This is a genomic window from Paenibacillus caseinilyticus, from assembly GCF_027533645.1.
GTDB classification, from domain to species: domain Bacteria; phylum Bacillota; class Bacilli; order Paenibacillales; family NBRC-103111; genus Paenibacillus_G; species Paenibacillus_G caseinilyticus.
On the sequence record NZ_JAQAGY010000004.1, the window covers coordinates 209086 to 235273 of the forward strand.

The 26188-nt window shown below is 58.0% G+C and carries 18 protein-coding genes; 3 read left to right on the forward strand and 15 right to left on the reverse strand.

Translation table 11 applies throughout. From position 1 onward, the window contains the following. Positions 1-27 precede the first annotated feature (27 nt). On the forward strand, positions 28-876 hold the full coding sequence (locus O9H32_RS08400; RefSeq protein ID WP_269865522.1) for a helix-turn-helix transcriptional regulator: 849 nt from the start codon (positions 28-30) through the stop codon (positions 874-876). Positions 877-969: 93 nt separating this feature from the next. On the opposite strand, the gene O9H32_RS08405 is transcribed toward O9H32_RS08400, so the two are convergent. From O9H32_RS08405 to O9H32_RS08475, 15 genes are all read right to left on the reverse strand, one after another. Further along, complete coding sequence (locus tag O9H32_RS08405; RefSeq protein ID WP_269865524.1) at positions 970-2490, reverse strand: malate:quinone oxidoreductase; 1521 nt, start codon at positions 2488-2490, stop codon at positions 970-972. A gap of 385 nt (positions 2491-2875) precedes the next feature. After that, entirely contained in the window at positions 2876-4588 is a 1713-nt protein-coding gene (locus O9H32_RS08410; protein WP_269865526.1) for a methyl-accepting chemotaxis protein, read from the reverse strand. A gap of 205 nt (positions 4589-4793) precedes the next feature. Further along, positions 4794-6050, reverse strand: coding sequence for an MFS transporter (locus O9H32_RS08415; RefSeq protein ID WP_269865528.1), 1257 nt, complete (start codon positions 6048-6050; stop codon positions 4794-4796). A 336-nt stretch (positions 6051-6386) separates the two neighbouring features. Then, entirely contained in the window at positions 6387-7295 is a 909-nt protein-coding gene (locus O9H32_RS08420) for a hypothetical protein (RefSeq protein WP_269865530.1), read from the reverse strand. Positions 7296-7648: 353 nt separating this feature from the next. Further along, on the reverse strand, positions 7649-9442 hold the full coding sequence (locus O9H32_RS08425) for an L-fucose isomerase (protein WP_269865532.1): 1794 nt from the start codon (positions 9440-9442) through the stop codon (positions 7649-7651). Then, positions 9439-10362: a dihydrodipicolinate synthase family protein gene (locus O9H32_RS08430; protein ID WP_269865534.1), complete on the reverse strand. Its 924-nt coding sequence runs from the start codon at positions 10360-10362 to the stop codon at positions 9439-9441. The genes O9H32_RS08425 and O9H32_RS08430 overlap by 4 nt, the downstream gene beginning before the upstream one ends. Positions 10363-10415: 53 nt before the next feature. Beyond that, positions 10416-11705 (reverse strand): Gfo/Idh/MocA family oxidoreductase, encoded by a 1290-nt coding sequence (locus O9H32_RS08435; RefSeq protein ID WP_269865536.1) that lies wholly within the window; start codon positions 11703-11705, stop codon positions 10416-10418. A gap of 228 nt (positions 11706-11933) precedes the next feature. Next, entirely contained in the window at positions 11934-12632 is a 699-nt protein-coding gene (locus O9H32_RS08440) for an aspartate/glutamate racemase family protein (protein ID WP_269865538.1), read from the reverse strand. A gap of 13 nt (positions 12633-12645) precedes the next feature. After that, positions 12646-14646: an alpha/beta hydrolase family protein gene (locus O9H32_RS08445; RefSeq protein ID WP_269865540.1), complete on the reverse strand. Its 2001-nt coding sequence runs from the start codon at positions 14644-14646 to the stop codon at positions 12646-12648. 3 nt (positions 14647-14649) lie between these two features. Further along, positions 14650-15960, reverse strand: a complete 1311-nt coding sequence (locus O9H32_RS08450) for a Gfo/Idh/MocA family protein (protein WP_269865542.1) — start codon at positions 15958-15960, stop codon at positions 14650-14652. A gap of 155 nt (positions 15961-16115) precedes the next feature. Continuing rightward, positions 16116-19523 (reverse strand): S-layer homology domain-containing protein, encoded by a 3408-nt coding sequence (locus O9H32_RS08455; RefSeq protein ID WP_269865544.1) that lies wholly within the window; start codon positions 19521-19523, stop codon positions 16116-16118. Positions 19524-19685: 162 nt separating this feature from the next. After that, the gene (locus tag O9H32_RS08460) at positions 19686-20570 is read right to left on the reverse strand and encodes an ABC transporter ATP-binding protein (RefSeq protein ID WP_269865546.1); all 885 of its coding nucleotides are present in this window, start codon (positions 20568-20570) and stop codon (positions 19686-19688) included. A 1-nt stretch (position 20571) separates the two neighbouring features. After that, entirely contained in the window at positions 20572-23499 is a 2928-nt protein-coding gene (locus O9H32_RS08465) for an ABC transporter permease (RefSeq protein WP_269865548.1), read from the reverse strand. Between the two features lie 12 nt (positions 23500-23511). Continuing rightward, complete coding sequence (locus O9H32_RS08470) at positions 23512-24555, reverse strand: efflux RND transporter periplasmic adaptor subunit (protein ID WP_269865550.1); 1044 nt, start codon at positions 24553-24555, stop codon at positions 23512-23514. Beyond that, entirely contained in the window at positions 24527-25228 is a 702-nt protein-coding gene (locus O9H32_RS08475; RefSeq protein WP_269865552.1) for an ABC transporter ATP-binding protein, read from the reverse strand. Before O9H32_RS08475 ends, O9H32_RS08470 begins: the two co-directional genes overlap by 29 nt. 189 nt (positions 25229-25417) lie before the next feature. Between O9H32_RS08475 and O9H32_RS08480 the strand changes: the two genes are divergently transcribed. Both O9H32_RS08480 and O9H32_RS08485 read left to right on the forward strand, forming a co-directional pair. After that, positions 25418-25831 carry a MerR family transcriptional regulator gene (locus tag O9H32_RS08480; protein WP_269865553.1) on the forward strand — a complete coding sequence of 138 codons (414 nt, stop codon included), beginning with the start codon at positions 25418-25420 and terminating at the stop codon, positions 25829-25831. Next, complete coding sequence (locus O9H32_RS08485) at positions 25828-26112, forward strand: hypothetical protein (RefSeq protein WP_269865555.1); 285 nt, start codon at positions 25828-25830, stop codon at positions 26110-26112. The genes O9H32_RS08480 and O9H32_RS08485 overlap by 4 nt, the downstream gene beginning before the upstream one ends. The last annotated feature ends 76 nt before the right edge of the window (positions 26113-26188 follow it).

Sequence of the window (26188 nt, forward strand, 5' to 3'; positions counted from 1 at the left end):
AAATATTGCGAAAATCATGAGGTGCCTATGAGAGAACACATATTCCTTCCCAAGCCGATTTTCCCAAGACATGTCTGCTTCCCCGATTTTATCGGAGGATACAGCGACTATCCCGAGCACTCCGTCAATCGCGGATATGCCACCACGGAGAACAATTTGGACCGCTATTATAATTTACACATCGTCCTTGACGGACGAGGCTTTTTACACACGGAAAGCAAGTCCTACGAGTTGACCCGCGGACAAGGATTTCTGTACGGTCCCGGCTTGAGGCAGTCGTATCACTCGGATTCCCGGCATCCTTGGAATATCCGGTGGGTCCATTTCTTCGGGGAGCGTCTGGAGGAACTGCTCAATGGGAAAGGACTGGACGGGCCTTGGCTTTTTGGGCTATCGGACCATCTACCGATCGAGGCTTTACTGCAGCGGTTGCTTGACCTGGGAAGAACTTATGAGGTGAATGATGAATACGCGGCAGCCTCCACGTTATATGAGCTCCTGACCAGGCTGCAGTCCATGGCTGAACAGCTCAATGTCCCGGTGAATCAAGCAGCAGACAAAATCCGTGCCGCTGCCAACTACGTGCGTGCCCATTGCCAAGAGCCGTTTACCCTGGAACAAGCGGCTGCCATTGCCGGTTACAGTCCGCATTACTTCAGCCGCCAGTTCAGCAAGACGTTCGGCAAATCCTTTCCTGACTTTCTGCTGGAATCCCGGCTGCTGCAGGCCAAACGCCTTTTGACTTCGACGGGCTTATCCATCAAGCAAATCGCACTGGAAACGGGATTCTCCCAAACGAGCTACTTCAGCAAATGCTTCAGGAGCCACGAGGGAATGACGCCCGTGCAGTTTCGAAGCATTCATCAGCTCCTGTGACTCGAACAAAAAAAGGGCTCGCATGTCTGCGAGCCCTTAAACGATAAAAAGTCGTTCCCCAATTCAAGCTTGGTTCTATTAGGATTGGTTCTATTAGGATACTGTACGGCGTGCCGTCTGTACCCGCCCATTCTCGCTTAGACCAAGCGTACGTGCTGTAGAAGTATGAATATCACGAATAAGATCCGGGTTTTTCAATAGCTGCACACCATAGGAAGGAATCATTTCTTTGATTTTTGGCTCCCACGCTTTGACATGCTGCGGGAAGCATTTGGTGATGATCTCAAGCATGACGGAAACAGCGGTAGAGGCACCCGGCGAAGCGCCGAGCAGTGCCGCTATGGAGCCGTCTGCTGCATTGATCACTTCCGTACCGAATTGAAGCGTCCCTTTGCCGCCGGCAGCCGTATCTTTGATCACCTGCACGCGTTGGCCCGCTACGACCAACTCCCAATCCTCGCTTTTGGCATTCGGAACAAACTCCCGCAGTTCTTCCATGCGCTGTTCTTTGGATAACATCACCTGCTGAATCAGGTATTTGGTCAATGACATGTTTTTTGCGCCCGCCGCGAGCATCGTTGTAAGATTATGCGGTTTTACGGAAGTGATCAAGTCGAGCATGGAACCGGTTTTGAGAAACTTGGGCGAGAAGCCCGCAAACGGTCCGAAGAGCAGTGTCTTTTGGTTGTCGATGAACCGGGTGTCCAGATGCGGTACGGACATCGGTGGAGCGCCAACCTTCGCCTTGCCGTATACTTTGGCGTGATGCTGCGCTACCACTTCCGGATTCTTGCACGCCATGAATAGGCCGCTTACCGGGAAACCACCGATACTTCTTCCTTCGGGAATCCCGGATTTCTGCAGCAGATGCAGGCTGCCACCCCCGCCGCCGATGAAGACGAATTGGGCTGTATGGCGCTCGGTAGCTCCCCCATTGAGGTTTTGTACCTTCAATTCCCACGAGCCGTCGCCCGTACGTTTGAGATCATCCACCTGATGCTTATATTTAATTTCGACATTCTTCTTCTTCAGGTGATCAAACAGCATGCGCGTTAAAGCACCAAAGTTGACATCTGTTCCAGAGTCTACTTTAGTTGCGGCAACGGGTTCATTCGAGGTCCGGTCTTTCATCATCAAGGGCAGCCATTCCGCCAGTTTGGCCGGGTCTTCGGAATATTCCATCCCTTGGAACAGAGGATTGGCAGACATCGCATCAAACCGTTTTCTAAGATACGTAACATCTTGTTTCCCGAATACATAACTCATATGGGGCAATGGCATAATAAAGTCCTGCGGATTGCGAATCAGATTGCTTTTGACAAGATAAGACCAGAACTGCATCGATACCTGGAACTCTTCATTCACTTTTATAGCTTTGCTAATATCTATGGATCCGTCCGGTTTTTCGACAGTGTAGTTAAGCTCGCACAATGCAGCATGCCCTGTTCCCGCATTGTTCCATTCGTTAGAGCTCTCCTCTCCCGCGCTTGGGAGCTTTTCGATCACTGTGATTTTCCAGTCCGGAACTAGTTCTTTCAGCAATGTGCCCAGCGTCGCACTCATGATTCCGGCACCAATCAAGATCACGTCTGTTTTCGTTTGTCTGCTGCTCATAATTACCGTCCTTATGCCCTCAGATTTGCAGAAAGGATGTTAGGCGCTCCAGCTTAGGCGCTACAGCAAGCCAGGGAACGACCAAGTCACACACCTGTTCTGGATATCATACATGCCCTACAGAAATACATTCATTTTCTATTATATGATAGTTATAAGCGATTCGACAAGAAGTGCGGCGAAGAAGCCTTACCGGATCATCCCTATAGCTTACTAATCAGCTTTCGATCCCGCTAATTCTCGGGGTCCCTTGTACCATAATCTTTGTATCGGTTATTAGCTCGCCGGCCATAAGATCCAAGTTGTTGTTAATTCGTGTTATGTCAATGCAATGGCTAATTACCAGCATGGCCGCCCTGCATGTTCGCCGGCGGCCACGAAAGTACTATATTTTGAATCTGCTCATAATGGCTTGGAGTTCATCAGCCAAATTAGCAAGTGCTTGAGAAGAAGCCGAGATTTCTTCCATAGATGCGAGCTGTTCTTGCGTGGCTGCGGAGATATTTTGAGAATTTGAAGCGGACTCCTTAGCAATGCTGCTAACCTCAATGATCGAAGAATTCACATGCTCCGTCTCACTTGCCAGCCTTTGAAGCGCCACGGAAATATCCTCAATTTGTGATACCACTCCACTCACGGCATGATTAATTTTATGGAAGGAATCACCTGCTGAGTTCACGACAGTTAACCCTGCCTGAACTTCTTCCGATGCTTTTTGCATGGTTTGAAGCGTATGATCCGTATCCTTTTGGATCAATTGAATCAGCTGCGAGATCTGCTCTGTAGACTTGTTCGACTGTTCGGCAAGTTTCCTTACTTCATTGGCCACCACGGCAAACCCCTGGCCATGCTCTCCTGCCCGGGCCGCTTCAATCGCCGCATTCAGTGCCAACAAATTCGTCTGGGCCGAAATGCCCGAGATCACATTCGTGATCTGCTCTATTTCGTTGGAGCGCTCGTTGAGGTTTTTGACAGCTTCAAATAAACCGTTCACATTGGCATTGATCGAATTCATTTGTTCGCTGACTTCGAGTATTGCTTTATTCCCTTCGGTGGATACTAGGGAAGCGTGAAGAACATCTTTCCTCATCTTCTCCGTGTTGTCGGCGATGGTTTTCGTATACCCTGTCATCTCCGAGATGGCTTCCGAACTATGCTCAACCTTCTCCACCTGTGTTTCTGTACCCGCGGCAAGCTCCTGCACCGTTAAAGTGATATGCTCGCTGGCCTTGCTGTTCTGTGCTGCACTCGCGCTTAATTCCTCAGAAGAGGAAGCAACCAGATGGGATGAAGCCTGGACGGTACTGAATACCGATTGCAGACTGGCCGTCATATGGTTAAAGGAAGTGGTCAACTCTCCAATCTCATCTTTGGAATCGTAGCTTCCCTTCACCGTAAAGTCACCATTCTCTGCCTCAAGCAATAACTGCTTTACTTCCCGCACAGGCTTTACAATCATCCGGGCGATAAGAAGACCGAGACCCATCAGAACGACCAGGGCAATACACGTAATCGAGATGATATAGAGACTCGTGCTGTGCACATTCTCTTGGTTATTCACATTAATGATACCCGCATTGTCTAAGTTGGCATGCTGAAGTCCTTTTAAGGTATCATTCACGGATTTGCGGTTGGTCTCAACCACTTCCAAGTAGAGGGAATAAGCCTCGTCGATTTTGTTTTCCCCAATAAGGCTGATGACTTTACTTCTGTTCTCGCTCAGCGTTTTGGCATGGATCTTATATTGATTCAAAAATTGCTGCTGCTCATCTGTCAATACGCCATGCTGAATTTCTTCAATCATGCCATCTATTTCTTCCCATGCCGATGCGATCTCATCTTTTAGTTCCTTGATCCGCTCCGGATCCTTCGATGTCAGAAGCTCTAACGTGTAAGCGTCACTCGCCCTCGCATTGACTCGGATCTGCATGATCTTCCCGAGAGGGATCAGGTTGTCCTTATACATGATCTCTGAATTCATTGCCATTTTCCGAATATAATATTCCCCTAAGAAACCGACGCTCCCAAGTGCCAGCACGCTGATACTTATAAGGATCATCAATTTTTTCATAATGCCGAGATTTCTAAGCAGTTTCATTCGTTTCTATCCCCTTCTGCATGACTTGTACTTCACATTTATCGGCTGCATCTCCCCATGTAATGAGTGGCTTATTAAGGATAGACAGCCGCTGTTGGTCAAAGGGTCTAGAAACCAGACGAACCGGAATTTCGGCATACAAAAAGGAGCCCTGTGCCAAACATCTGTTTGGCGGCAGAGCTCCTTCCAGGAGGCCTTTCGATTTTCATGACTGTGCTTGCGCAGTGGGTTCCATGTGTTCGGGCGCTTTGTGGTTCATAATCGGCAGCATGGCTAAGGCGCCGACGAGGAACAAGAGACCTGCACCGGTATAGATAGAAACCAGGGAGAATGCATCCTTCAGCGCCCCCGCGCATGACATGGAAACTACCATCATGCCGACGAACAGCGGATTCAGCACCCCATTCACCCTTCCGACAATGGAAGAATGGGACCATTTCAGTATCATGGTGCTGATTCCGATGTGGATACAAGGGAAGACGAGCCCATTCACAAACTGAATTACCAAGGTAAGAGGCACGCTTGTGGAATAGCCTACGATGACCGTGCACACGGCTCCGACGATCATGCCTATGGCAAGAAGCATCTGCGGGGGGACCCGCTTGGCGTACATGGCAACAATCCCTCCGCCAATCAGCATGGCGGCTCCGTTGACCATCAGCAGGTACTGCAGGAAGTCCTCTTCCCTACCCAGCCGCTCCGTCACAATAAACAGGTTGAGGGCTTGGGCAACCCCCACGGCTAGTCCCGCAAGAAGGAAAGCGAGCCCAAGCATCCGGAGCACTTGGCTCTGCCAGACATACCGGAAGCCCTCGATGAATTCCTTGCGGAACTGACCCTGGGCGGGCTCTGATCGCGGCTCCACCTGATCCGCGGGCAGGCGGAACAGAACGAGCGCGGACAGCAGGAATACCGTCCCCATCACGGCAATGGAGGTTTCGAGACCGAAGGTGCTGTACGTGAAGGTCCCGAGCATCGGCCCGAGCACCATGAAGATGGCCATCAGCGACTGGAACAGCGCCATCCCCTGCTGAAGCTGCTCCTCCGGCACATGCTGCTTGAAGAGCCGCATCCCGGAAGGCTGCGAGAACTGGGAGAGGATCGCCGAGATGAAGGCAACCAGGTACACGGATTGCCAGGAACCAAAATGAATCGTCAGCAGCACGACGAACACGGACACAGCGGACAGCAGGTCACACCATATCATCGTACGCTTCGGTCTCCACCGGTCGGCGAACGTCCCTCCAATGAACGAAAATACGAAAATCGGCGCGAACTCAGCAACACTAATCAGCGAAATCGCATAAGGATCATTGTTCGTTTTCTCCGCAACATACAGCAGAATGGCAAAATTACGTACCCAGATGCCGATCTGCAGCAGCACGTTGGATAGCAGAATCGTCTGTACAAACTGATTTTTGAGAAGACTGGGTGCTTTAGCCTTGTCATGAACGTTGTCCAATGATCTAACCTCCTTTTACGCTCTTTACTATATCATAAATGCAAGCCGCCCGGTTTCTTCTAACTTGCTCTTTGGTTGTACGAGGGCCATAGGCATAGACGCACGAATGCACAAAAAGTTGCATCACTTCCATAAAATTGAACAGGCAAGAGGCCGCCCCTCAATCATCTGCAATGGCTTCGGAGGACAGCCCCTGTCTATGGTTGAATTCTCATATCATATCTTTCAATCTTGTCATTCAGTTGTGCGAGCGTCTTCTGCATCTCTGTCAAGAGAAATCCGAGAGTTCCGTGTCCGCGGCCGTGTCTTGTGATGCGAAGCCGGCCGCCCCCCTCTCTACTTGTCGCCGAGCATCTTGTGATGCATTCTGCTCCCCCATGGTGTTTTGGATAGCACCATCCCTCCGGCCACGATGGAGATCAGGAAGCAGCAGAAGATCACCACCGGAAGGCCGGAAGCTTCGAAGACATCGTGTCCCAGATAAGTCTGCCATCCTACCGCCACCAGGCCGAGCAAGTAGGACAGGCCTGTGATGTGGATGAACTGGAAGCGGCGCTGTGCCGTAAGGGAGGTACGCTCTGTCAGCCAGGCGACAACCGGCACCGCCTGCAGCGCGTGGAAGCCAAGGCCATGCAGGACAATCAGGTTGCCGTGGGACCCGACCATTCTCCCTGCGTTAACTGAGATCCACACTCCGGCAGCGAAGGAGATCAGAACCGCGATGATCGCATAACGGATGCCCACGACCAGCTCCGGACGGAGTACATAGGCTTTGCGGCGAAAAAAATAGACGGCGAGATACAGATAATACAGGATGAGCAGCAGCGCCACCGTGGCAAAGATGGATCCCACCATCTCATCGAAGGGCGCGCCGTTCTTGACGTATCTGGGATTGACGCCGCGAAAATTCTGAACATTCTCTGCAAAGTAGGAATAGAGGGCGAGTACGGTATACGACCACCGGAAGAAGGCTCTGCCTCGCTCCCCCATCGCGGCATAAGGCATGATCGCCGCCGTGGACAGCATAAACATGCCCAGCGCCGCATTAAAGGAAAAGGCTCTGGAAATGCTGCCGCCAGGGGCCACCTTCTCTCCGTACAGCATGATCCACACCGCGCACACCCCCGCCAGCAGAAAGCCCAGCAGCGCCGTGACCACCAGCCAGAATTCCCCTTCGAACAGTTTGGCGCGCGGCCGGACCTTTTCTACCGTACGCCCCGGCAAGTGTATTGCCTCCACAGCCATATCACCATCTCCTTTATTTGGTATTTCGCTTTCCTTATCGTACATCGGAGAAGGCGATGCGGTAACTTGCTGAAGTCCAGAATGGTTCCTGGACCTAAGTGCAGGCTCGTGCTGGACCGGTGGCTGCTTACCGTGCGGCAGAAACAACGGCGGACATATCAGAAAAACCGTCCGGATGCCCGGACGGTCCTTACGCGTGCTTGTCCAAACGTTTGTACGTGGGGAGGGATGGGTATGGGGTTCCAGCCGCTGTTAAAGTCCTGTGGTGCCCAACATCTGTTAGCGGCAGAGCTCCTTGGATATGGCTAATCGTTCGATGACTGTGCGCATTTCGGATGATTTCCCCTGTGGACCTAGCCGTACAGGGGACCAAAAGCCGCGCAGGCACGAAAATCGGCACCCGTCCCCTCCTCGGTTCCGAAGGCTCCCCAGGCACTTGGGCGCAGCAGCCTCTCGGGCGGTACGTTATGCATGGCTACCGGAATGCGGAGCATGGAGGCCAGCGTGATTAGATCCGCACCAATATGGCCGCAGCTCACCGCCGCATGGTTGGAGCCCCAGTGGTTCATGACCGTGTACACGTCGCGGAAGGCGCCGGTGCCTGTGAGAGCCGGAGCGAACCAAGTGGTCGGCCATGTCGGGTTGCTCCGTTCGTCGAGCTTCCGGTGCACCTCGTCCGGCAGCTCGACCGTCACTCCTTCGGCGAGCTGCAGCACAGGACCGAGACCGTGGACCAAGTTGATCCGCGCCATGGTTACCGGCATGCCGGCTGCCGTCGTATAATCCGTGGAGAACCCGCCGCCTCGGAAGAAGTCTACGGCAGGACACCAGCGTACGGCGTCCAGGCAAGCCTGCGCTTCCTTCTCCGTAATCTCCCAGAACGGCTTCATGGCCGGCTGCCCGTTCTTGCGCATAGTGCCGGTCCCATCCAGCGCCGCCGGTCCCGAATTGATGAGATGGATGAGACCGTGCGCGGCGCTGCCCTGCAGTTCATGGCCCGTCACACGCTTCACGGCATCCGGGCTCCAATAGGTCCGCACATCGGCGAAGATCTGGGCGGCATCCGTCAGGAGATGTCCGAAGAGCATCGTGACACCGTTCAGCGTGTCATTCTCGGTTGCGAGCATGAACGGCTCACGAATGCCGTTCCAATCGAAGGAGCTCGTCAGCACCGCCTCCATGAAGTCCCCGTTCGGATAATGGTCCGTCCAGGCCCGCTGTCCTTGGAAGCCGGCCGCGATCGCATTGCGGCCGAGCGCTTCTTCGCCGTATCCGAGCGCCTCGAGCGCCGGGTTGCCGACCATGAGGTCGCGGGCAATGAGCGTCATCTTCACGACCGTCTCCCAATCGGTATCCTTCTGCTGGCGGCTGCGCTGCAGGGCTGCAGGGTTCACGTCGGCACCCTCGCGGCAGTTGGCCAGGGTCCACTCCAGGGCTCTGCCATACTCCTCCCCATCATAGATCCCCCGCTCCATCCGGCGGATGAATTCGCTCATATCGACATACTCATTGCGCATGCCGAGATAGGTACGGAAGAACGTTTCATCGGCGATACAGCCGGAGATCCCCATCGATACCGAGCCCATGGACAGGTACGATTTGCCCCGCATCGTCGCCGCCGCGAGTCCCGCCTTGGCGAAGCGCAGCAGCTTCTCCTGGACATCATCCGGGATGGAGGTGTCCCCGAGGTCCTGCACGTCGCGCCCGTAGATCCCGAAGGCCGGCAGCCCCATCTGGTTATGGGCTGCGAGAGCGGCAGCCAGGTACACGGCGCCGGGGCGCTCCGTTCCGTTGAAGCCCCAGATCGCCTTCGGCCGGAATGGGTCCGTGTCCATGGTCTCTGTCGGATAACACCACGAGGGTGTCACGGTGATGGAGACCCCGGCGCCTTCACGGGCGAATTTCTCCTCGGCTGCCGCCGCTTCCGCTACGCCTCCGATGCAGGTGTCGGCGATAACGCACTCGACCGGGAGCCCGTTCGCATGGCGGAGCCTGCCGGTGAGCAGGGCGGCCACCGCACGGGCCAGCTCCATCGTCACTTCCTCCAGCGACTCGCGTATGCCTCCCCGCCGGCCGTCGACGGCCGGACGTATGCCGATCTTCGGCATGCTCCCCTGCAGGCGGTTTACGATATGTACTGAGGTCATTGGGCAATCCTCCCCCGATAAGTGTCGCTTAGCCGGCGCAGCTGCCCGAGCTCCAGCCGGTATGTGGCGCTCAGCTCACGTGCGTCCGCTGTTCGTGCGGACCACTGCTCCAGTACGCCCTCGAGCATGAGATAATATTTGGCGCTGACCGGATACAGCTGCTTCTCCACCCAGGCGGCGACCGAGAGAAAATCCATCAGCTGCGCCGCTTCCTCCGGACGCTCCGCATGGTAGCGGAGCAGCCAGACATACAGCTCCGGATGGAAATTCGCCATCACCCCGCTGTATCCGGCGATGCCGAGCGGAAGCGATTCCAGAAGCGTCGCCGCGTTAGCGTTATAGATCTGCAGGCCGCTGCCGCGTACCGCTTCCATCCTCAGCTTCAGTGTATCGAGGTCGCAGCAAGTGTCCTTCAGGAACTGGAACCGGCCGGAGTCGGCGCACCACTTCAGCAGCTCCGGCGAGACCAGACGTTTGTAGGGATACGGACATTCGTACAAGCCAAGCGGCAGATTCTGGGGCAGCTGTTCAATCAGCCGCTGCAGCTGCTCTGCGAACACCTCGTCCGAATCCTCCGGGGCGGCCAGCCGGTTCGTGATCAGCACCAGCGCATCGATGCCCGTACCAGCCATCACGGTCAGCTCGGCGGCCTGGTCATGCGGCGAATCGGAGATGTGCCCCGATGCGACCACGGGTACACGCCCCGCCGCGCGCTTCACGACGAATTCGGCAATCCCCGCACGTTCTCCGAGCGACAGCCGGAACATTTCGCTGGACTGGCAGACCGCGAACAACCCGTGGACGCCTCTGCCGATATACCAGTCGACCAGCCGGCCGAGCGCTTCATAGTCCACTTGGTCATCTTGTGTAAACGGCGTCAGCATGGTTGGCCATACCCCGCCCTGCAGCTTCTTCCTCATAGACATCTCCCACCTTTGAAGTTGATCCTAATACTGAGTTGCGATTCTCTACGTTACAGTCTGACGAGATCGTCCACGCGGACCGGCTGGCCCGTACGGATCGCTTGATTGGCCGCAATACCGACGAGGATCGACCGCGCGCCGTCCACATGGTCCGCTGCCCGGCGGTATGGATCTTCCGCCGGTTCGCCGAACAGATCCCGGAGCAGCGCCGTGTCGCCTCCTCCATGACCGCCTTGGCCCTGCTCCACTTCCACTTCGTACGGGGCACCGAACATGGGCCAGATCCGGAGCGACTTGTTTTTGAGCGCTCCCTCCAGCGCTTTGTCCCCGCCCGAATTCACATAGGACTGCTCGATAATCTCCATCTCCAGCCGTCCCTTGCTGCCGTTGATCGCTATGCGGTATCCTTCCCAGGGACTGTAGGCGTTCAGGGCATAGGTGAGGATGGCCCTGCTCTTGTATCGGACCATCACCCCCATCGTATCCTCGATGGAGATTCCGTCGCTGAAGACGCTGAGGTCCCGGTGGTAGCCGTCCTCATGCTCCGCATCCAGATACATGGCTTTGAGGCGTCCATTGCGGTCCAGGTGAAGGGCGAACGGATCGTCAGCGGCCAGCGGATTGCCCGTTGCCCGGTCATAGAATCGGGTCACGCCCCGCCGCTCCGCATTCTCCCGTCCATAGAAGAGCAGATCCCCGAAGGCGAATACGGTATGGGGGGCCGAGCCGATCCAATAGCTGACGAGATCGAAGTGATGGGTCGACTTGTGGACGAGCAGCCCTCCGCTGTTCCGCTTGTCCCGGTGCCACCGGCGGAAATAGTCGGCCCCGTGCTTCGTGCCCAGCAGCCATTCGAAATGGACGGAGAACACGTCACCGATCGTGCCTTGCCCGATCAGCTCCCGGACCTTCGTGTGGTGCGGCGCATACCTGTAATTGAACGCGACGCGCACCCTGCCGCCGGTTCTGCGGACGGCCTCCAAGATCTCGGCGCACTTGGTCTCATCTACGGTCATCGGCTTCTCGGTAATGACATCGCAGCCCATCTCCAGCGCGCGGATGATATAGGTGTGATGCGTCCGGTCTACGGAAGTGACGATCACCGTATCCGGCTTCTCCCGGCGCAGCATGTCGTCGAATGCCTCCGCCTTGTAGGTGGCCGCCGCAGGGCAGCCGTATTTCTCCGTGAGCTGCCGGTTGGCATAATCCATCCGGGTCTGATTGACATCGCACAGCGCGAGCAGCTCCGAGGTGTCCCTGTATTCCGCCGCGATCGCCGAGTAGAAGAATCGCGCTCTCCCGCCGGCCCCGACGATGGCATAGGTTTTCTTGCGTTTCATGCGGTTCCTCCTGTTTCTCGACATAGCCTTACTGTACGCTGTATGCGCCGCCTGCCGGCAGACTGAGGACCAGCATAGTCCGATGAGTCGTTGAATCCATATGGAGGCGAATCAGGAGCATCTCCATAGTGTTTCATTGTTCGGCCCTTGCATCAAGCATACTACCCCGGGGTCCGGCAGGAACCGGGGCAGAGGTTCTGCAGCGGTTCCTGCCCCTCCCCACGTTCCCTAGGCTTCCGCAGCCCGGCGGCTCCCGGCTGCCCGGAGCTTCTCCAGCTCCTCCCGCAGCGCACGCACCCCAGACCGGGGGCTCGACAGCACGGGCAGGCCCGTCTCCGCCTTCAGCCTCTCTTCCATTCTCACCATCGATCCCTGGGCCAGCACGAGCGCATCCACCTGGCCTGCCGCCGACTTCGCCGCCTCCAGGATCAGGCGGTCGTGCTCCTCCGGCCTGCCGGCGGTCAGCGCCTGGTAAGCCCCCTGTGCCAGCGCGTCCACCACCTCTACACCCATCCGCTGCTGCCGCTCCGCCTCGCGGAGCAGAAGCTGCCGGGTTGGAGCGAGTGTCGTCGGCAGCGTAGCCACCACCCCGATACGGCCGTACTGTCCGGCGGCTTCCCGGGCCATGGCGTCGTCGATCTTCACAATCGGCGTCCGGAACATTGGACGGGCCCAGTCTGCCGTCTCGCCGACCGACGAGCAGGTGTTGAAGATGAGATCGGCGCCCATGTCTTCTGCATGCCGGTAATACTGGACGAGCCTGCGGGTTACTCCGGGCGTGACCCCGCCCGAGCGGATCACTTCCCCGATCAGGCTGTCGTCGAGGATGCTGACGATCCGGCAGTCCCCGAGCTCTTCCTTGAACAGGGGCTGCAGGCGTTCCGCCAGGCCCTGTCCGGTATAGATGGCCGCGACTACGGCTTCCATGTCTTTTCCCCCTTTATCCCGCATTGGGATGGTCGATGATGAGCTCATAAGCTTCCCCCAGCCTGCCTTCTTCCCGAAGCCACCCTTCGGCATCCGGCAAGTCGAAGTGCCGGAGCATGCCGGGTATGATGAAGCTGAGCGAGTCCGTCTCGTCATAGAACGGCTCCCGGATCCAGCCCGCGAGGCTGTCCATCCGGTTCACGGTCTGCACGCTCCGAACCTGCGGCTCGAGCAGCGCCGCCAACAGGGCATAGATCCCATAGCGGCCGCTGCCGTAGAGACGGATATCCGAGGCGTCCACGTTCGACAAGCCGGCTGCGAGCTCGACCGCGCGAAGCACGTCATGGATGCGCAGCGCGGCCATGCTGTCGCCGAGCCACATGAGCTCATCGGTGAACTTATCCATGAGTCCGAAGCGCTTGAAGGGCTTCTCCTCCGGATGATTCAAGTGCGGCAGCAGCGCGCCGATTCCCGTAGGATTCAGCACCATGGCGATCCGCCCGGAGGCGCTCGTCTCTTCGATCCACTTCGCGTGCTCCTCCAGACGCGCCGTGCCGCCGTCCCAGACGGCGATGGACACGGGCAGCCTGCGGTCCGCCGCCGACGCTTCGAAGAACTGAAGGGCATGCCCGAGCAAGCCGGGCTGGCTCCACCATACCGTACGGAGCGCCCACATCGATCCGATCTCGCCGGCTCCCGAGAGGCGCGGGTTGAGATCGCAGGGCCTGCGTCCCGCATGGACGCGGTCCCGCAGCCAGCCAAGCGCCTGCCGCTTGCGCTCGGCATCCGGCAAAGCCCCCCGCTGCGCTTCCATCCCGGCCAGCCGCTCCGCATTCTCGGCATGTACGTTCCTCGCGCCGGGGAGCTCGCCGATGACCTGCCCGCTGCGCGTGCAGAGCAGCGATTCGACCGGCAGGAGCTCTACAGTCTCCGGGGGCTCCACCGTGCGGCCGAGCAGGTGCCCGGAGAAGAAACGCGCGGCTGCGCGTGCGAGCGGCACCGTGAACTTGTGTACGTTCACGTCCTCGAAGAGGTCCAGCTTCCCGGAGGCGCCGTACATCTCATAGAACCGGCGGTTGACGGCCACCGTATGGCGCGGGCCTTCGATCGGCACCGAGTCATACGTGGTGGCGAGTACCAGCACCGGCCGAGGGGCCATAGCGAGCACGATGTCTTCATGATCCATCCCGAGCGCGGAGAAGCCGGGCCACTTCTGCTCCGCATCCTGCGCTTTGCCTGTCAGCAGGAAATACGGCCGGTTCATGATGAATCCGCCCGGTGCCGCAGCGGCGATCCGCTGGTCGTACATCATGAGGAGAGCGGTCTGGGTGCCTCCGCCCGAGTGTCCGGTGACCCCGATCCGGGCCGGGTCCACTTCGGGGCGTGACGCCAGATAATCCACCGCTCTCACGGCATCGTGCAGCATGTAGCGGGCGAAGCTGTCCCCGAGCGGCAGGCACTGCCGGCCGACATTCTCATGCTCGGTCACGCTCGTCATCGGCGCTTCTCCCGCCTGCGGATCATAGAAGCCGAAACGTTCGCCCTGGCCTACCGGGTCCAGCGAGAGGACGATCAGCCCGGTATGCACCAGGTAGTGGCATACGGACTGGTATTCGTCACAGTGCTTCGCCTGCTCCCGGTGCCCACAGAGCAGCAGCACGGCGCCCCGGAGCGCTGCAGCGGAGGCGTCGTCCGGCAGGTACAGATTCGCGGTCGCATACACCTGGGGCCGGGGCTCGAAGATGACCTTCTCGACCCGGAACCCGACGCCCGCCGTGGTGCCTGTCACTACCGGATTCAGGGGCGTATCCGAATCGGGCATGCCGCCCAGGCAGCGCTCGATTCCCTCCCGGATCTCCTGCTGCCGGCGCTCGACCCCGGCGCGATCCGTGATGGCCTCCCGGGCCTGCTCCCCTCTCCTTGCCGCCCCCATGGCGGACTCGTAGATCCACCTCGGCAGCTGGCTTTTGACGTCAAAATGGGCGATCTGCCCCTTCTCCAGCTTGTCGTACAAGCCTCATCCCCCCTTGGTTTCGGCCGGCTCTGCAGCCGTGCCGAGCAGTTCATTCAACCGTACGGGCCTGCCGGACTTCGCGGAAGTCCAGACCGCCTCGCCGGTCAATACGGATGCCGCGCCGGCCTCCGCGCCGGCCAGAATGTCATAGTCGCGCAGCGGGTCCGGCCCCAGGAACAGGTCCTCGAGCAGCAGCGGGTCTCCGCCTCCATGCCCTCCCGGACGGGGAACGACATGAATCGTTTCCTTTCCGCCGAAGAGCGGATAATAGTCGATGGTCTGCGAAGGAACTGCAAAAGCCGCACGCCCGGAGACGATCTCCTTGGTTTCGATTCTTCCCTTCGTCCCGTTGATGGCGAGCCGGTAGCCTTCATACGGCAGGGAGAAGTTGACCGAATAACTGAGCAGCGCCCCCTTGTCGTACTTGACCACGGCCGTATACGTATCCTCGATATCGATGTCGCTGTCGAAGATACAGGCATCGCCCCGGTACCCCGTGTAACTGCTCGGCTTCAGCTCCATGCCCGCCAGGTGATCATCCGGCGGCTGTGTCTCCTTGCTCCGCGAAGACCACCGCATATAGTAGGTACAGTGCGTCTTCTCTTGGCAGGTCCCGCAGAACCGCCCGTCCTTCAGCGAGGGATTGAGTTCCCCTTGGGAACCGTAATAATGCAGCGCTCCGTATGAGAACGCTTCCACGGGCTGCTGTCCGACCCACCAGTTCACGAGGTCAAAATGATGGGTGCTCTTATGGATGGAGAGTCCGCCGGAGCGGCTCCTATTCCGGTTCCAACGTTTGAAATAGCTGGCCCCGTGATACGTATCGAGATACCAGTTGAGATCGACCGAGGTCACCCGGCCGACCCGCCCTTCAAGGATGAGCTCTTTAATTCGCGTATGTATCGGAGCATACCGGTAGTTGAAAGCCACGTAAAGCCTTCCCCTGCTGTTCTTCTGGGCGTCCAGCACCCGCCGGCAGTCCTCACCCGTTGTCACCATCGGCTTCTCCGAGATGACATCCAGGTGCAGTTCCAGTCCTTTGACGATGTAATCGGCATGGGTGTGGTCAGCCCCGGCGACGATGAGCACGTCCGGCTTCGTGTCACGGATCATATCGTCTAAGCGCTCCGGCGTATAGACCGGCAGTCCGGCGAGTGCCGGAAACTTGTTGAAGCAGTTTGTAAAGCGAGCCGGGTCCGCATCGAGCAGCCCCACGATCTCGCAGTGCGCCTGGTACGTGTCGAGCATCGCACGGATAAACATCCCGTTTGCCCTCGCACTGACGCCGCAGATCACATAGCGTTTTTTGGCCACCTTATACCCCTCCTGTCTCATAGACAGTATACAAACGGACCGTGCGGCAATCAGGGGCGCATCCAACCGGGAATATAGGGGGATTGTGCCGTTAGGCTTTTTTTTTAAAAAAAGCCCCGCCGTATGCCGGCAGGGCCATCCGGGAATGAACCGGATTAGGGGTAGAGAATGAAGCGTTTTTTCTTGATGCCGTGAGCGGAAGCCACATAGAGGGTAAACTCTTTGATGTTGTTCTTCGTTTTATCGTCTCCGTTGCGGACATAGGTGATTTTGAAGTCGGCGTCCAACGAGATTTTGTCGCGCTTGGCATTCGATGGATCGGTGTACGGTTCGATGTACTGCACATTCCCGATGAAAGCCCGCACGTCCAACAAAGTGTTGTACATCGGAATCTCATAGTCGATGGTATGACCGTATTGGTCGCGGATCTGGAAGTTCTCGCGTTTATTCCCTACGAGTTCCGAATCCCAGATCGTACGTCCGTTGAGATCCACAGTCGATCCGTTTTTCTTCACGACATCGCTGTCATTCATCTTCGATTCCTTGACATACAGATCATCCGCATTCACAACGACATCCTTGGAAACCGACTGGATTTCGCCGTCGAAAGCTTCGAAGAATACGGTGACTTTGGCTTTGCCGCTGTCGAGTCCCACGATCTTGTCTTTGTTGTTATGACCGATCACTTTGGTTGCGTTGGATGTAATGCCCAGAATAGGAATCAGCTTATTTTTGTATTCCGTACCCAGCGCATTCTTGGCTCGAACCTCGGCGACCCGGCCGAAAGCCTTATAGTAAGTCAATAGATAGGTCGCATCGGTCACGCTGCTGATCATATTCCGGTCATAGAGCGACCTGCCGGCCGCAAAAAGGGAGTCCTCCAAATCCAGCACATAATTAACATAGGCCGTCTTAGGATTCACTACTTCGGCGGTCGAAACGATCGAGCTCATCGTACGGATGACGTTCTGTCCGTCTTTATCCACCTCGACCAGGGAGGCCGTGAGCTGATAGCTTCCCTCTTTGGTCAGTGAAGCGACGAACTTGATTTCCCGCCCGTGAAAATTCTTCAACTCGGACCTGTAGCTGGAATACACATCGCTCATCACCGACTTATTGTTGAGCTTGAGATCCCTTACCGCACCAGGCTCGCCGCTTGTACGCTCCAGGCGAAGGTCCACTTTGTAGTTCGTATTCTCCGGACTGAAGTTTTCTCCATACTGGTCGACTACGTTGAACATCGGTCCGGCTTCCGTATTCAGGAAAATAGAATAATGCAGGGGCTTCGACACTTTCTCGTCCGTATCATCATCTTTGGGTTCGGTGCCGGTCACAATCGCATTGGGAACTCTCTTCTCGCGCACATCGAGCTTCAGCGTCTCGAATTTGTTCAGCTCCACCAGATGCACGATGACCGAGGCGGGCCCCCTGCCCTTGATTTCTTTGATGCGGATCTTGCCTTCCTCGCCGGCTCTGCTGTCAATCTTGAGATTCCCGATCGTCTGTCCCGAGCTGTCGGTGCGTTCCGGAACATCCGCTTCGAGGACCAGCGGCCCGGTGGACGAGATTCGCAGCTGCCCTTCGAGCTCCGCATACACGATCTCGTTGACGGTTAACGTATAGCCCGAAGCGTCCTTGACGCGGAGCTCGACGTATTTGTCCACATCGCCGTCGGCCAGCGTCTTATCCCAAGCATAGAACTCGACCGAGGCAGGCGTCTTCGGTGCAGCCACCTTCAGGGTCTTCGTGACCTCTTGGCCGCCTCCCGGGCCGTAGAGATGCACGGTCACTTCCTTGTCGGTCTTCAGCTTCGGAAAGGCTACCAGCTGAAGCTCGGGATACCCGTCATTGTTGATATCCTGGAAGTTGTTCACGCTCTTGTCGTAGTTGATCACATCGCCCGGATTCACAAAAACAACAATCCCTGTTCCACTGTTGAGGACGTCAGGATCGACGACACGGTTGTCGTATTGGTCCCAAGCTTTGAAATCCAGGAAGGCACGGAATCCGGTTTTGAATACGGACTGGCCATCGTTGAATTTCAATTCACCTGCCTCAAGCTTGGTTATACGGGGCTTGTCGCCAACCGTGAACGTCTTCTGTGCAGACTGGGCATTCTTGTGATCCAGCAGGGAGACGAACACCTGGCTGCCGGGCTGCTCCTCGCTCAGATCCACGATCAGATACCGGCTTCCCGGCACCATGATCGGAATATTATTTTTGGCGCCGATCAGGATGTTCACGTTGCTCGCCTTTAAGCCCGTCTCTTCCTTGTATTGGTTGATGGCCTTATAGGGTACTATCACTTTGGATTGAGGCAGTGTATCTGAAGGCGCCGTGATCTCGATCTTCTCGATCCGCTCCTCCTCCGCCTCGAACTCGAACACCTTGACGTTCATCTGATCGTCAGGCAGTCCCATCAGTTCGACGATATAAGCGCCTTTCTCGAGTTTGACGTCGAGTTCCATCGTCGCTTCCGTCAATTTCTCGTCGGTCCACTGGACGAAGGCGGGAAGAGGCTTGACCTCCTCTGTATCCTCCGAATCGTCATCGTCGTCATCGTCTTCCTTGAGACCCTTTCTCGTGATCTTGAGCTCGGCGGTCGTATCGACACTGCGGTCCAGCTTCACAGAGACCATGTTCGACTTGATCGCCTTCACTTCGACAATCGAGACCTTATCGGGCTGCTCCGCTTCCTCTTCGGCTTTCCCGCCGTCTTTGCCTTCCGCAGGCTGCACGATCTCATAAGCGGCAAGCGCCAGCGTCTTCCGTGTAGCCGCCTCCGTGCCTCCGAAGGTTCCATCCGCAAGCAGCGGAATCAGCTTCTTCTCCACCGCGAGGGCAGCATAGCCTGCGGCCCAATCGCTGACCGTGTCATCCTCAAGGGCTGTCGCTTGCTCGGCTTCCTTCTCCAGCTTAAGTCCCCGGATGAGGAAGGCAGCCAGCTCCTGCCTTGTGACTTCGCCGGACGGATTGTACCGCTTGCCCTCCGCATCGGCGCCCGTAGTGAGCCCCGCCTCCTTCAATGCTTCGATATAAGGCAGCGCATACGAGTGAACCGGATCTTCCGCAAGCACATCGAGGAAGCTGGACTGGCGCAGCGTGGAGTCCACTTTCAGCTTGAAGACCAGCGCTGCGATCTTGGCGAACTGGGCTCGGTTCAGCTTCTCGCCCGGACCGAACGCTTCTTCGGAGATGCCATCGAAGATTCCGTGCTTGACAAGGGCTTCGATGCGCTTCTTCTCCTCGTCCGGCAGTCCTTCCAGGTCCTTGAAAGGTGACATCGTCTTGACTTCCGGAGCATCTGCTTTGTCCGCTCCGTCCGCTTGCTCAGCCTCCGGCTTGTCTGCCTTCTCCTCTGCCGCCTTGTCCCCTTCCTGCGGGGAATTCTCTCGCGCCTGCTGTCCGCTCTCCCCGCCCTTCTGCGCTTGTTCCTGCTGCTGAGCAGCCTCCGCCTGCATGCCCTGGACAGGCTGTGTGCCGGTCTCCGCCGCAGCCAGCGGGGTCAGCAGACAAGAAAAGAGCAGCGTGAAGGAAACCAATGATGAGACCTCTTTGATCAAACCCTGCACCTCCTGATTATGTTGTGGTATGTATGCGCTTACTCCACTCTAGTCTATGGAGCCCGCAGGATCACGGGGGGGTTCCGTCCACTTTATAGGGGATTCCCGCTATCGTACCGTTTGCCCTCCTCCGTACGATGCAGCAGAACAATCCTTGCCCGCTTATTCGGGCGGCAGCAGTACGATCCGTCCGTTCTCCATTACGATCTGCACCTTGCCCGACTGCTTCACCCCGGTCGTCTCCAGGAAGCCGGCCGGAATCTGGACGCGGCCTGCCTGGTCCAGAATCGCATACTCCACGTGCGATTCCTCTTCCCCGGCAGCCCCCTCCTCCACCGGCAGCTCTCCATCCGAGCCGTCTTCCGGCATACGGCGGCGCAGCATCTCCGAAGACGTCTTGCCGTCGCGGATCGCCACCACGCGGTCGACCTTCTTCGCGAGCTGCGGATCGTGCGTGACGATAACGACCGTCAGACCGAGGGAGCGGGACAGATGGCGGAACAGGTCCAGGATCGTATTCGCCATCGCCGTATCGACGGAGCCGGTCGGTTCGTCGGCGAGCAGCAGCTTCGGCGAATTCGCGAGAGCGATCGCGATAGCCACCCGCTGCTGCTCCCCGCCCGAGAGCTGGTTCAGCCGGTTGTTCACCCGGTGGCTGAGGCCCACCGCCTCCAGCAGCTCCCTGGCGCGCTCCCGCCGGCGCCTCCCCTGCAGCAGCATCGGCAGCTCGACATTCTGCAGAGCCGTCAGGTAGGGGATGAGGTTGCGGGCGTTATTCTGCCACACAAAGCCGACGGTCTCGCGCTTGTAACGGATGAGATCCTTCTCCGACATCGTGAGTAAGTCCCGTCCGTCTACCACCAGGCGGCCCGCCGAGGGACGGTCGAGCCCGCCCAGCATGTTGAGCAGCGTCGATTTGCCGCTGCCGCTGCTGCCGATGATCGCCATGAGCTCGCCGGCGGCCACCTGCAGATCCAAGCCTTGCAGGGCCACGACTTCGAGATCGGCGATCTTGTAGATTTTGACCAGGTTGTCGCATTGAATCATCTTAGTCCTCCCCGAGCTTGACGGCTTGATGGATACGGATACGCGAGACGATATAGGCCAGGATCGACAGGCCGATGAGCATCATGAATCCGACGATGACATACAGCCGCGCCTCGTCCCGCGGGTCGAAGAGCACCTGGAACGGAGGCACCTGCGTCTTCGGATCGAAGGACATCTCGAAGAGGGGCACGAAGAGCCGGCTGGCCAGGCTGCCGGTCCCCATGCCGATGGCAATGGCTGCGCCCGATATCAGCACCTGCTCGGCCGCCAGCATGCCAATAAGCTGGGGCAGCGAGATGCCCATCGCCCGGAAGATGCCGTACTGCAGCGTACGGGCATGCAGGGAGAGTACCCAATAGAGCAGAAAGCCGAAGAAGCAGATGCACACCGAGATCAGAAAACCGAGCGTCATCACGCCGTTGATCGCCAGCTGGAACGGCTCCTTGACCGCCTTGATCTGCTCCTGCTTCGCATCCCGGAGCTCCTCGAGCTGGAAGCCCTGCTCCTTCACGGCGGCATAGACGCCCTGGCTGGACGCGCCTTCTTTCAGCTTCAGCCATACCTCATACGGCTCCAGCGCCAGATTGTTCTGGATGTAGGACAAGTGTCCGACGATCAGCTTCGGCCTGGACACCTTGGCACCGTCCGGTCCGCCCGTTTTCTCCTCCGTCGCACCGCTCCCGCTGCCTGAGCCCGGGTTCGGATTCCATGAAGGCCAGTAGTCGATAATCCCGTAGACGGTGAAGGGCACGGGCTCCACTCCCTTCCAGCCGATCGAGACCGTCTCCCCCTCCTTCACCCCGTATTCCTCGGCAACCGACCGCGAGATGAGCACCGCGGAAGGCCGGGAGGCGATCAGATTGAGATAGTCGCGGATATGGTGGTCCAGCAGGCCATTGCGCATCCAGGCGGTCTCGCCGAAAGCTTTGGTATCGATGCCCATAAGCTGGACGCTGCCGGATGTTTTGCCCTTGATGAGATCAGCGCCGGGTCGGACGAACACCTTCGCTGCGCTCTCCACCCCCGGGAGCTGGGTGAACGGCAGAAAAGACGGCTCCGTATACTGGGTTCTCCGAGGCGGCTCGGGGGGAGTGTCCTCCTCCGCAGCCAGGGGCTGCACCACCTCCTGCTCCTGTTCCTCCTGAAGCTCGCTGTACAGAATGACCGGAGGGGCATCGTTCTCCCACCGGATCTGCATCGTAATATCGGCGCCGGCGGCATAGCGGATCTTATCCGCGGTATTGGCGTTGATCGTGCGGGTCGCGCTCGCCCCGAACAGTCCGGTGGCAATCGTAACGATGAGGAATACCATGATGATCTGGTACTGTACGATCGAACGGCTGACCTGAAGCATCGCAGCATACAGCGACGGAGGCCACCAGCGGCGCCCGGCCCGGTACACCAGCATAATCAGCCACGGGTAGAGCCGCAGCACGAGCAGACCGGTTCCGAGGATGAACAGCGCCGGAATAAGGAACAGCAGCGGATCCACTCTCAGATCGTTGGAAGAGAGCCCAAGCGATAACAGGTCCTTCATACGCGTACGGTAATTGTACAGCCCGTAGAGCGCCAGCCCGATCAGGATCGCGTCCAGTCCGAATCGGTGCCAGAACGAGCTCGTGTCTTTCCGCGCCGACTGCTGCTTATGCTGGGTGATGCTCAGCCGGGTGGCGAGGAAGACCGGGATGAGCGTCATAACGAGGGACACGCCGACCGCAGCCAGGGCATAGACATACGCGTCCCCGTTCAGGTTCACTTCGAGCTTCGCACGCTGCACGAATTCGAGGAAGCCGCTGGAGGCTCCCAGCATCTTCGTCAGCCAGACACCGGCATAGGGCCCGAGGAACAGGGCGCACGCCCCTAAGATCAGTCCTTCCGCAGCATAGCTGAGAATGATCTGCAGGCGGCTCGCGCCCCGGCTGCGGAGGACGGCGATCTCGGTCTTCTGCCGGTCGGTGATCAGTGCGGCCACCATATACAAGTAGAAGGCCAGCATCAGCATCACCGGCACGTTCAGCGACCACAGCATCGTCCGCAGGCTCTTCTCCTTGGCATGATAGGCGGCCAGCGTCTGCATCGCGGGCGCATTCTTGTTATGGCTCTCGTAGCGGGCATCCATATGCTCCTGGATCTCGCGGTCCGCCCGCTCGAAGTCGGATGCCGAGGCGAGCGTCATCCGGGTATAGTCCAGCGCGGCGTACCAGTAGCCAGCCTGTACGTTCAGCTTGCCGCCCTCTGTAAAATCTCGCTCGAACAGCCCAAAATCGATCAGAAAGCTGTTCTTGTAGCTGCTCGGAATGTTGTACCAGTACAGGTCCCCGTAATCGCTGCGGTCGAAGATCCCGACTGGCTTCACATAGACCGGCTCGCTGCCGGGCTCGAGCCGAAGGGCGAATACGCCGTCCAGTACCATGGACAGCTCCGTCAGCGCCTCACCCACAACGAGCGTCTCATAGACGCCGTCCACCGGCTCCTTCGCCGGCATCCGCCCGTCGATAAGACGGATATGCTCTTCCATGCCGTCCAGCGCGGTAAGGTCGGCCGACCGCTGCTTGTTCGGGTCCGCCTTATTCGACTGGGCGGGGAGCAGGCCGTAGCGCTGGGTCGACCTCTCGCGGACATACGCCTGCAGGGGGAGGCCGAAGCGCTCGCCTGCTTCCCGCATCAGCGCGTCGGTCTCCGGCAGGCTGATCTTCTTGTTCTCCGCGTCCTCACCCAGCTGTGCGGACAGCCAATAGATGCCAGGATACTGGCTGCCCTCCAGCTGCAGCTGCCTCAGCTCCTGGACGAGCAGGCGCTGCAGGATCGCGTTCGTGTAGACCGGCATGCTGCTCGCCAGCGCCACGGACAGGACGAGCCCGAGCAGCAGGCTGATCTCGAGCCACTTGTTGTTCATCATCTTGCGCAGGATCATCAGAAAGAGTGCCAACGTCCCAGCCTCCTAGTTGTCCAGAATAATCCGCTGCCCCTCGCTGACGCCCTTGCGAATCTCCACCTCGGTTGCGGATACGATGCCCTTCTCCACATCGACCTCCTTGCGGCTTTCGCCTTCCATCACCTGCACGTAATCTCTTCCCATATAGCTGCGCAGCCCCGCTCTTGGAATGACGACTACGCCGGCCCTCTGCTCCGTCACGATCGTGATATCCGCATGGGAACCGATCGCCGTGTCGGCCGGCAGCCCCTCGACACTGAGAACCACCGACTTCGCATTGATCTCGTCGGCCGTCTTGTTTCCGCTCGGCGGAGCGCTCAGCGGCGTCTGAACGACTTGGCCCGGATAGGCCTTGTCTTTGATCTTGACGCTCGCCTCCATTCCGATCTGCACCCCCGCCAGATCGTTCGGTCCCGCCGCCGTGTAGACCAGCTTCATCTGCTTCGGATCGGAGACGGTCACAATATCCTCGTAAGCGGTTACTTCATCACCCGGCTTAATCGGATCCAGATACGAGACGATGCCGTCCACTTCGGCCACCAGCCTCGACCGCTTGAGCTGGTTCTGCAGAGAGTTCATCTGAATCCGGGCGCTTTCGAGATCGAGCGCCTTGATCCGGAGGGCGGGATCGTCCGCCGGCTTACTCTGCAGCTCCTGCTTCAATCCGATCTCGATCTTCTCGATGGCAATCTCCTGCAGCCGGATTTTGTCATCCAGGTCGCTGGTCTCCGTCTCTGCGATCACATCCCCCGCTCTCACCTTGTCACCCAGCTTTACATGCAGCGCGACAAGGCGGGCACCGGATTCGGTAAAATGCAGATAATCCATCCGTTCGGATACGAACGTGGCATCACCCGTGATGCCCTTGGCGATATCGGAACGCTTCGCCTCATAGATCGTCAGCGTCTCCTTGACCGGCTCGACGAGCGGCGGCTGCAGCTCCTGCTCCTCGACTGGCAGCAGCGAACAGCCGGCGAGCAGGAACACCAGGCCCCAGATGCCTGCGGCATAGAGCATCTTCCTATTCTTCTTCGTGAGCAATACGACCATCCTCCAGTGTGTAGATCTGATCAGCAGCGCTCATGATCGCAGGGTCGTGCGTGGTCAGGATCACGGTCATTCCTTCGTCTCTCACAAGGCTCCGGAAAGCCTGCATGACCTGCATCCCCATCTTGCTGTCGAGCTCGGCGGTCGGCTCGTCCGCCAGAATCAGTGAAGGCTTGTGGGCGATGGCTCTTGCGATGGCCACCCGCTGCTGCTCGCCCCCCGACATCTCGTAGGGTCTGTGCTTCATCCGGGCCCTGAGCCCGACGAGCTCCAGCGCATACTCCCCGTATTCCTTATATAGAGCCGGCTTCACACCGGCGATGCGCAGCCCGAATTCCACGTTCTCGTAGGCGGTCATCAGCGGAACCAGACCGAAGGACTGAAAGATCAGCCCCATCTGCCTGCGCCTCAGCTCGCTCCGTTTTTTCTCGGGATACCGGGCCAGATCCTCTCCTGCGAACATGACCGTACCTTCCGTCGGCCGGTCCAGCATCCCCAGAATGTTGATCAGCGTGGTCTTGCCCGAGCCCGACCTTCCCCGCAGCGCGATCAGCCGCCTGGCAGGAATCGTGAGGTCCGCCCCCCTCAGAGCACTGATGGAAGCGCTTCCTTTGCCGAACACCCGGGTGATGCCCACCGCCTTCACGAGCGGCTCTGCAGGTTGTTCCTTCATCATCCCCCACCCTTCCTTCTCTACACGGTACGATTCCCTAGGTTAACCATACAATGAAAAACGACACCCTTTTTAGGGGGTTCTGTGCGAATTTATAGGGTCATTCGGGCATGGCCGGACGCTCAAAAAATAAAGTTGACCCGGTACCTAGGTACCGGGTTTATAATAACGGCATACGGGGAGTGATGAAGGATGCGATGGCTTACCGTCAGCCAATTGGCCAAGGAAACACAGGTTACGGTCGAGACGATTAAATTCTATGAAAGGAAGGGACTGCTCGCCAAGCCTCCGAGAACGGAGTCCGGCTACCGGATGTTTCCGGAGAGCGCGACTGTCGATATGGCATTGATCAAACGCGCTCAGGAGATCGGATTTACCCTGCAGGAAATCCGCCACTTGCTTACGATGGTCCGGGAGGAAGACGATTATCCGACGGAGGAGATGCATGCCTTTGCTGTACGGAAAGTGGAAGAACTCGAGCGGCAGATCCGCCGGCTGCAGAGCTTCAAGGAGCTGCTCGAGCAGATCGCACGGCGTCCTTACGATGCGGCTCCTCCCCTGCCCAAGCAGGAGTGTCCTCTTCTGACCAGACTGATGAAAGGGTGAATGATGTGGGTAAACGGATCGAAGTGTTCACGGACAGCGGGAAGTACGGAGACCAATTTACGGAACGGGTCAAGGACGTTGCCTGTCCAAGATGTGTCATCACGGTATACGATGCCCATCAGCCGGATGCGCTCGAGACGATGCGGGCCAAAGCCGAAGCCTATGGCGTGACGGTACTGCCGTCCGTCGCCGTCGATGGCCAGCTCGTCGATATGGACTCCCTGCAGCAGGGGAACATCCGGAAGGTCCTGCACCATCTGTTTAAGAAGAGCTTGTCATGAACCGCTTATGAGTAAAAAAAGAGGCAGCGGTACGGGGGAAGGACCGCCTCCCCGGTAAACCGCTGCCTGATTCATT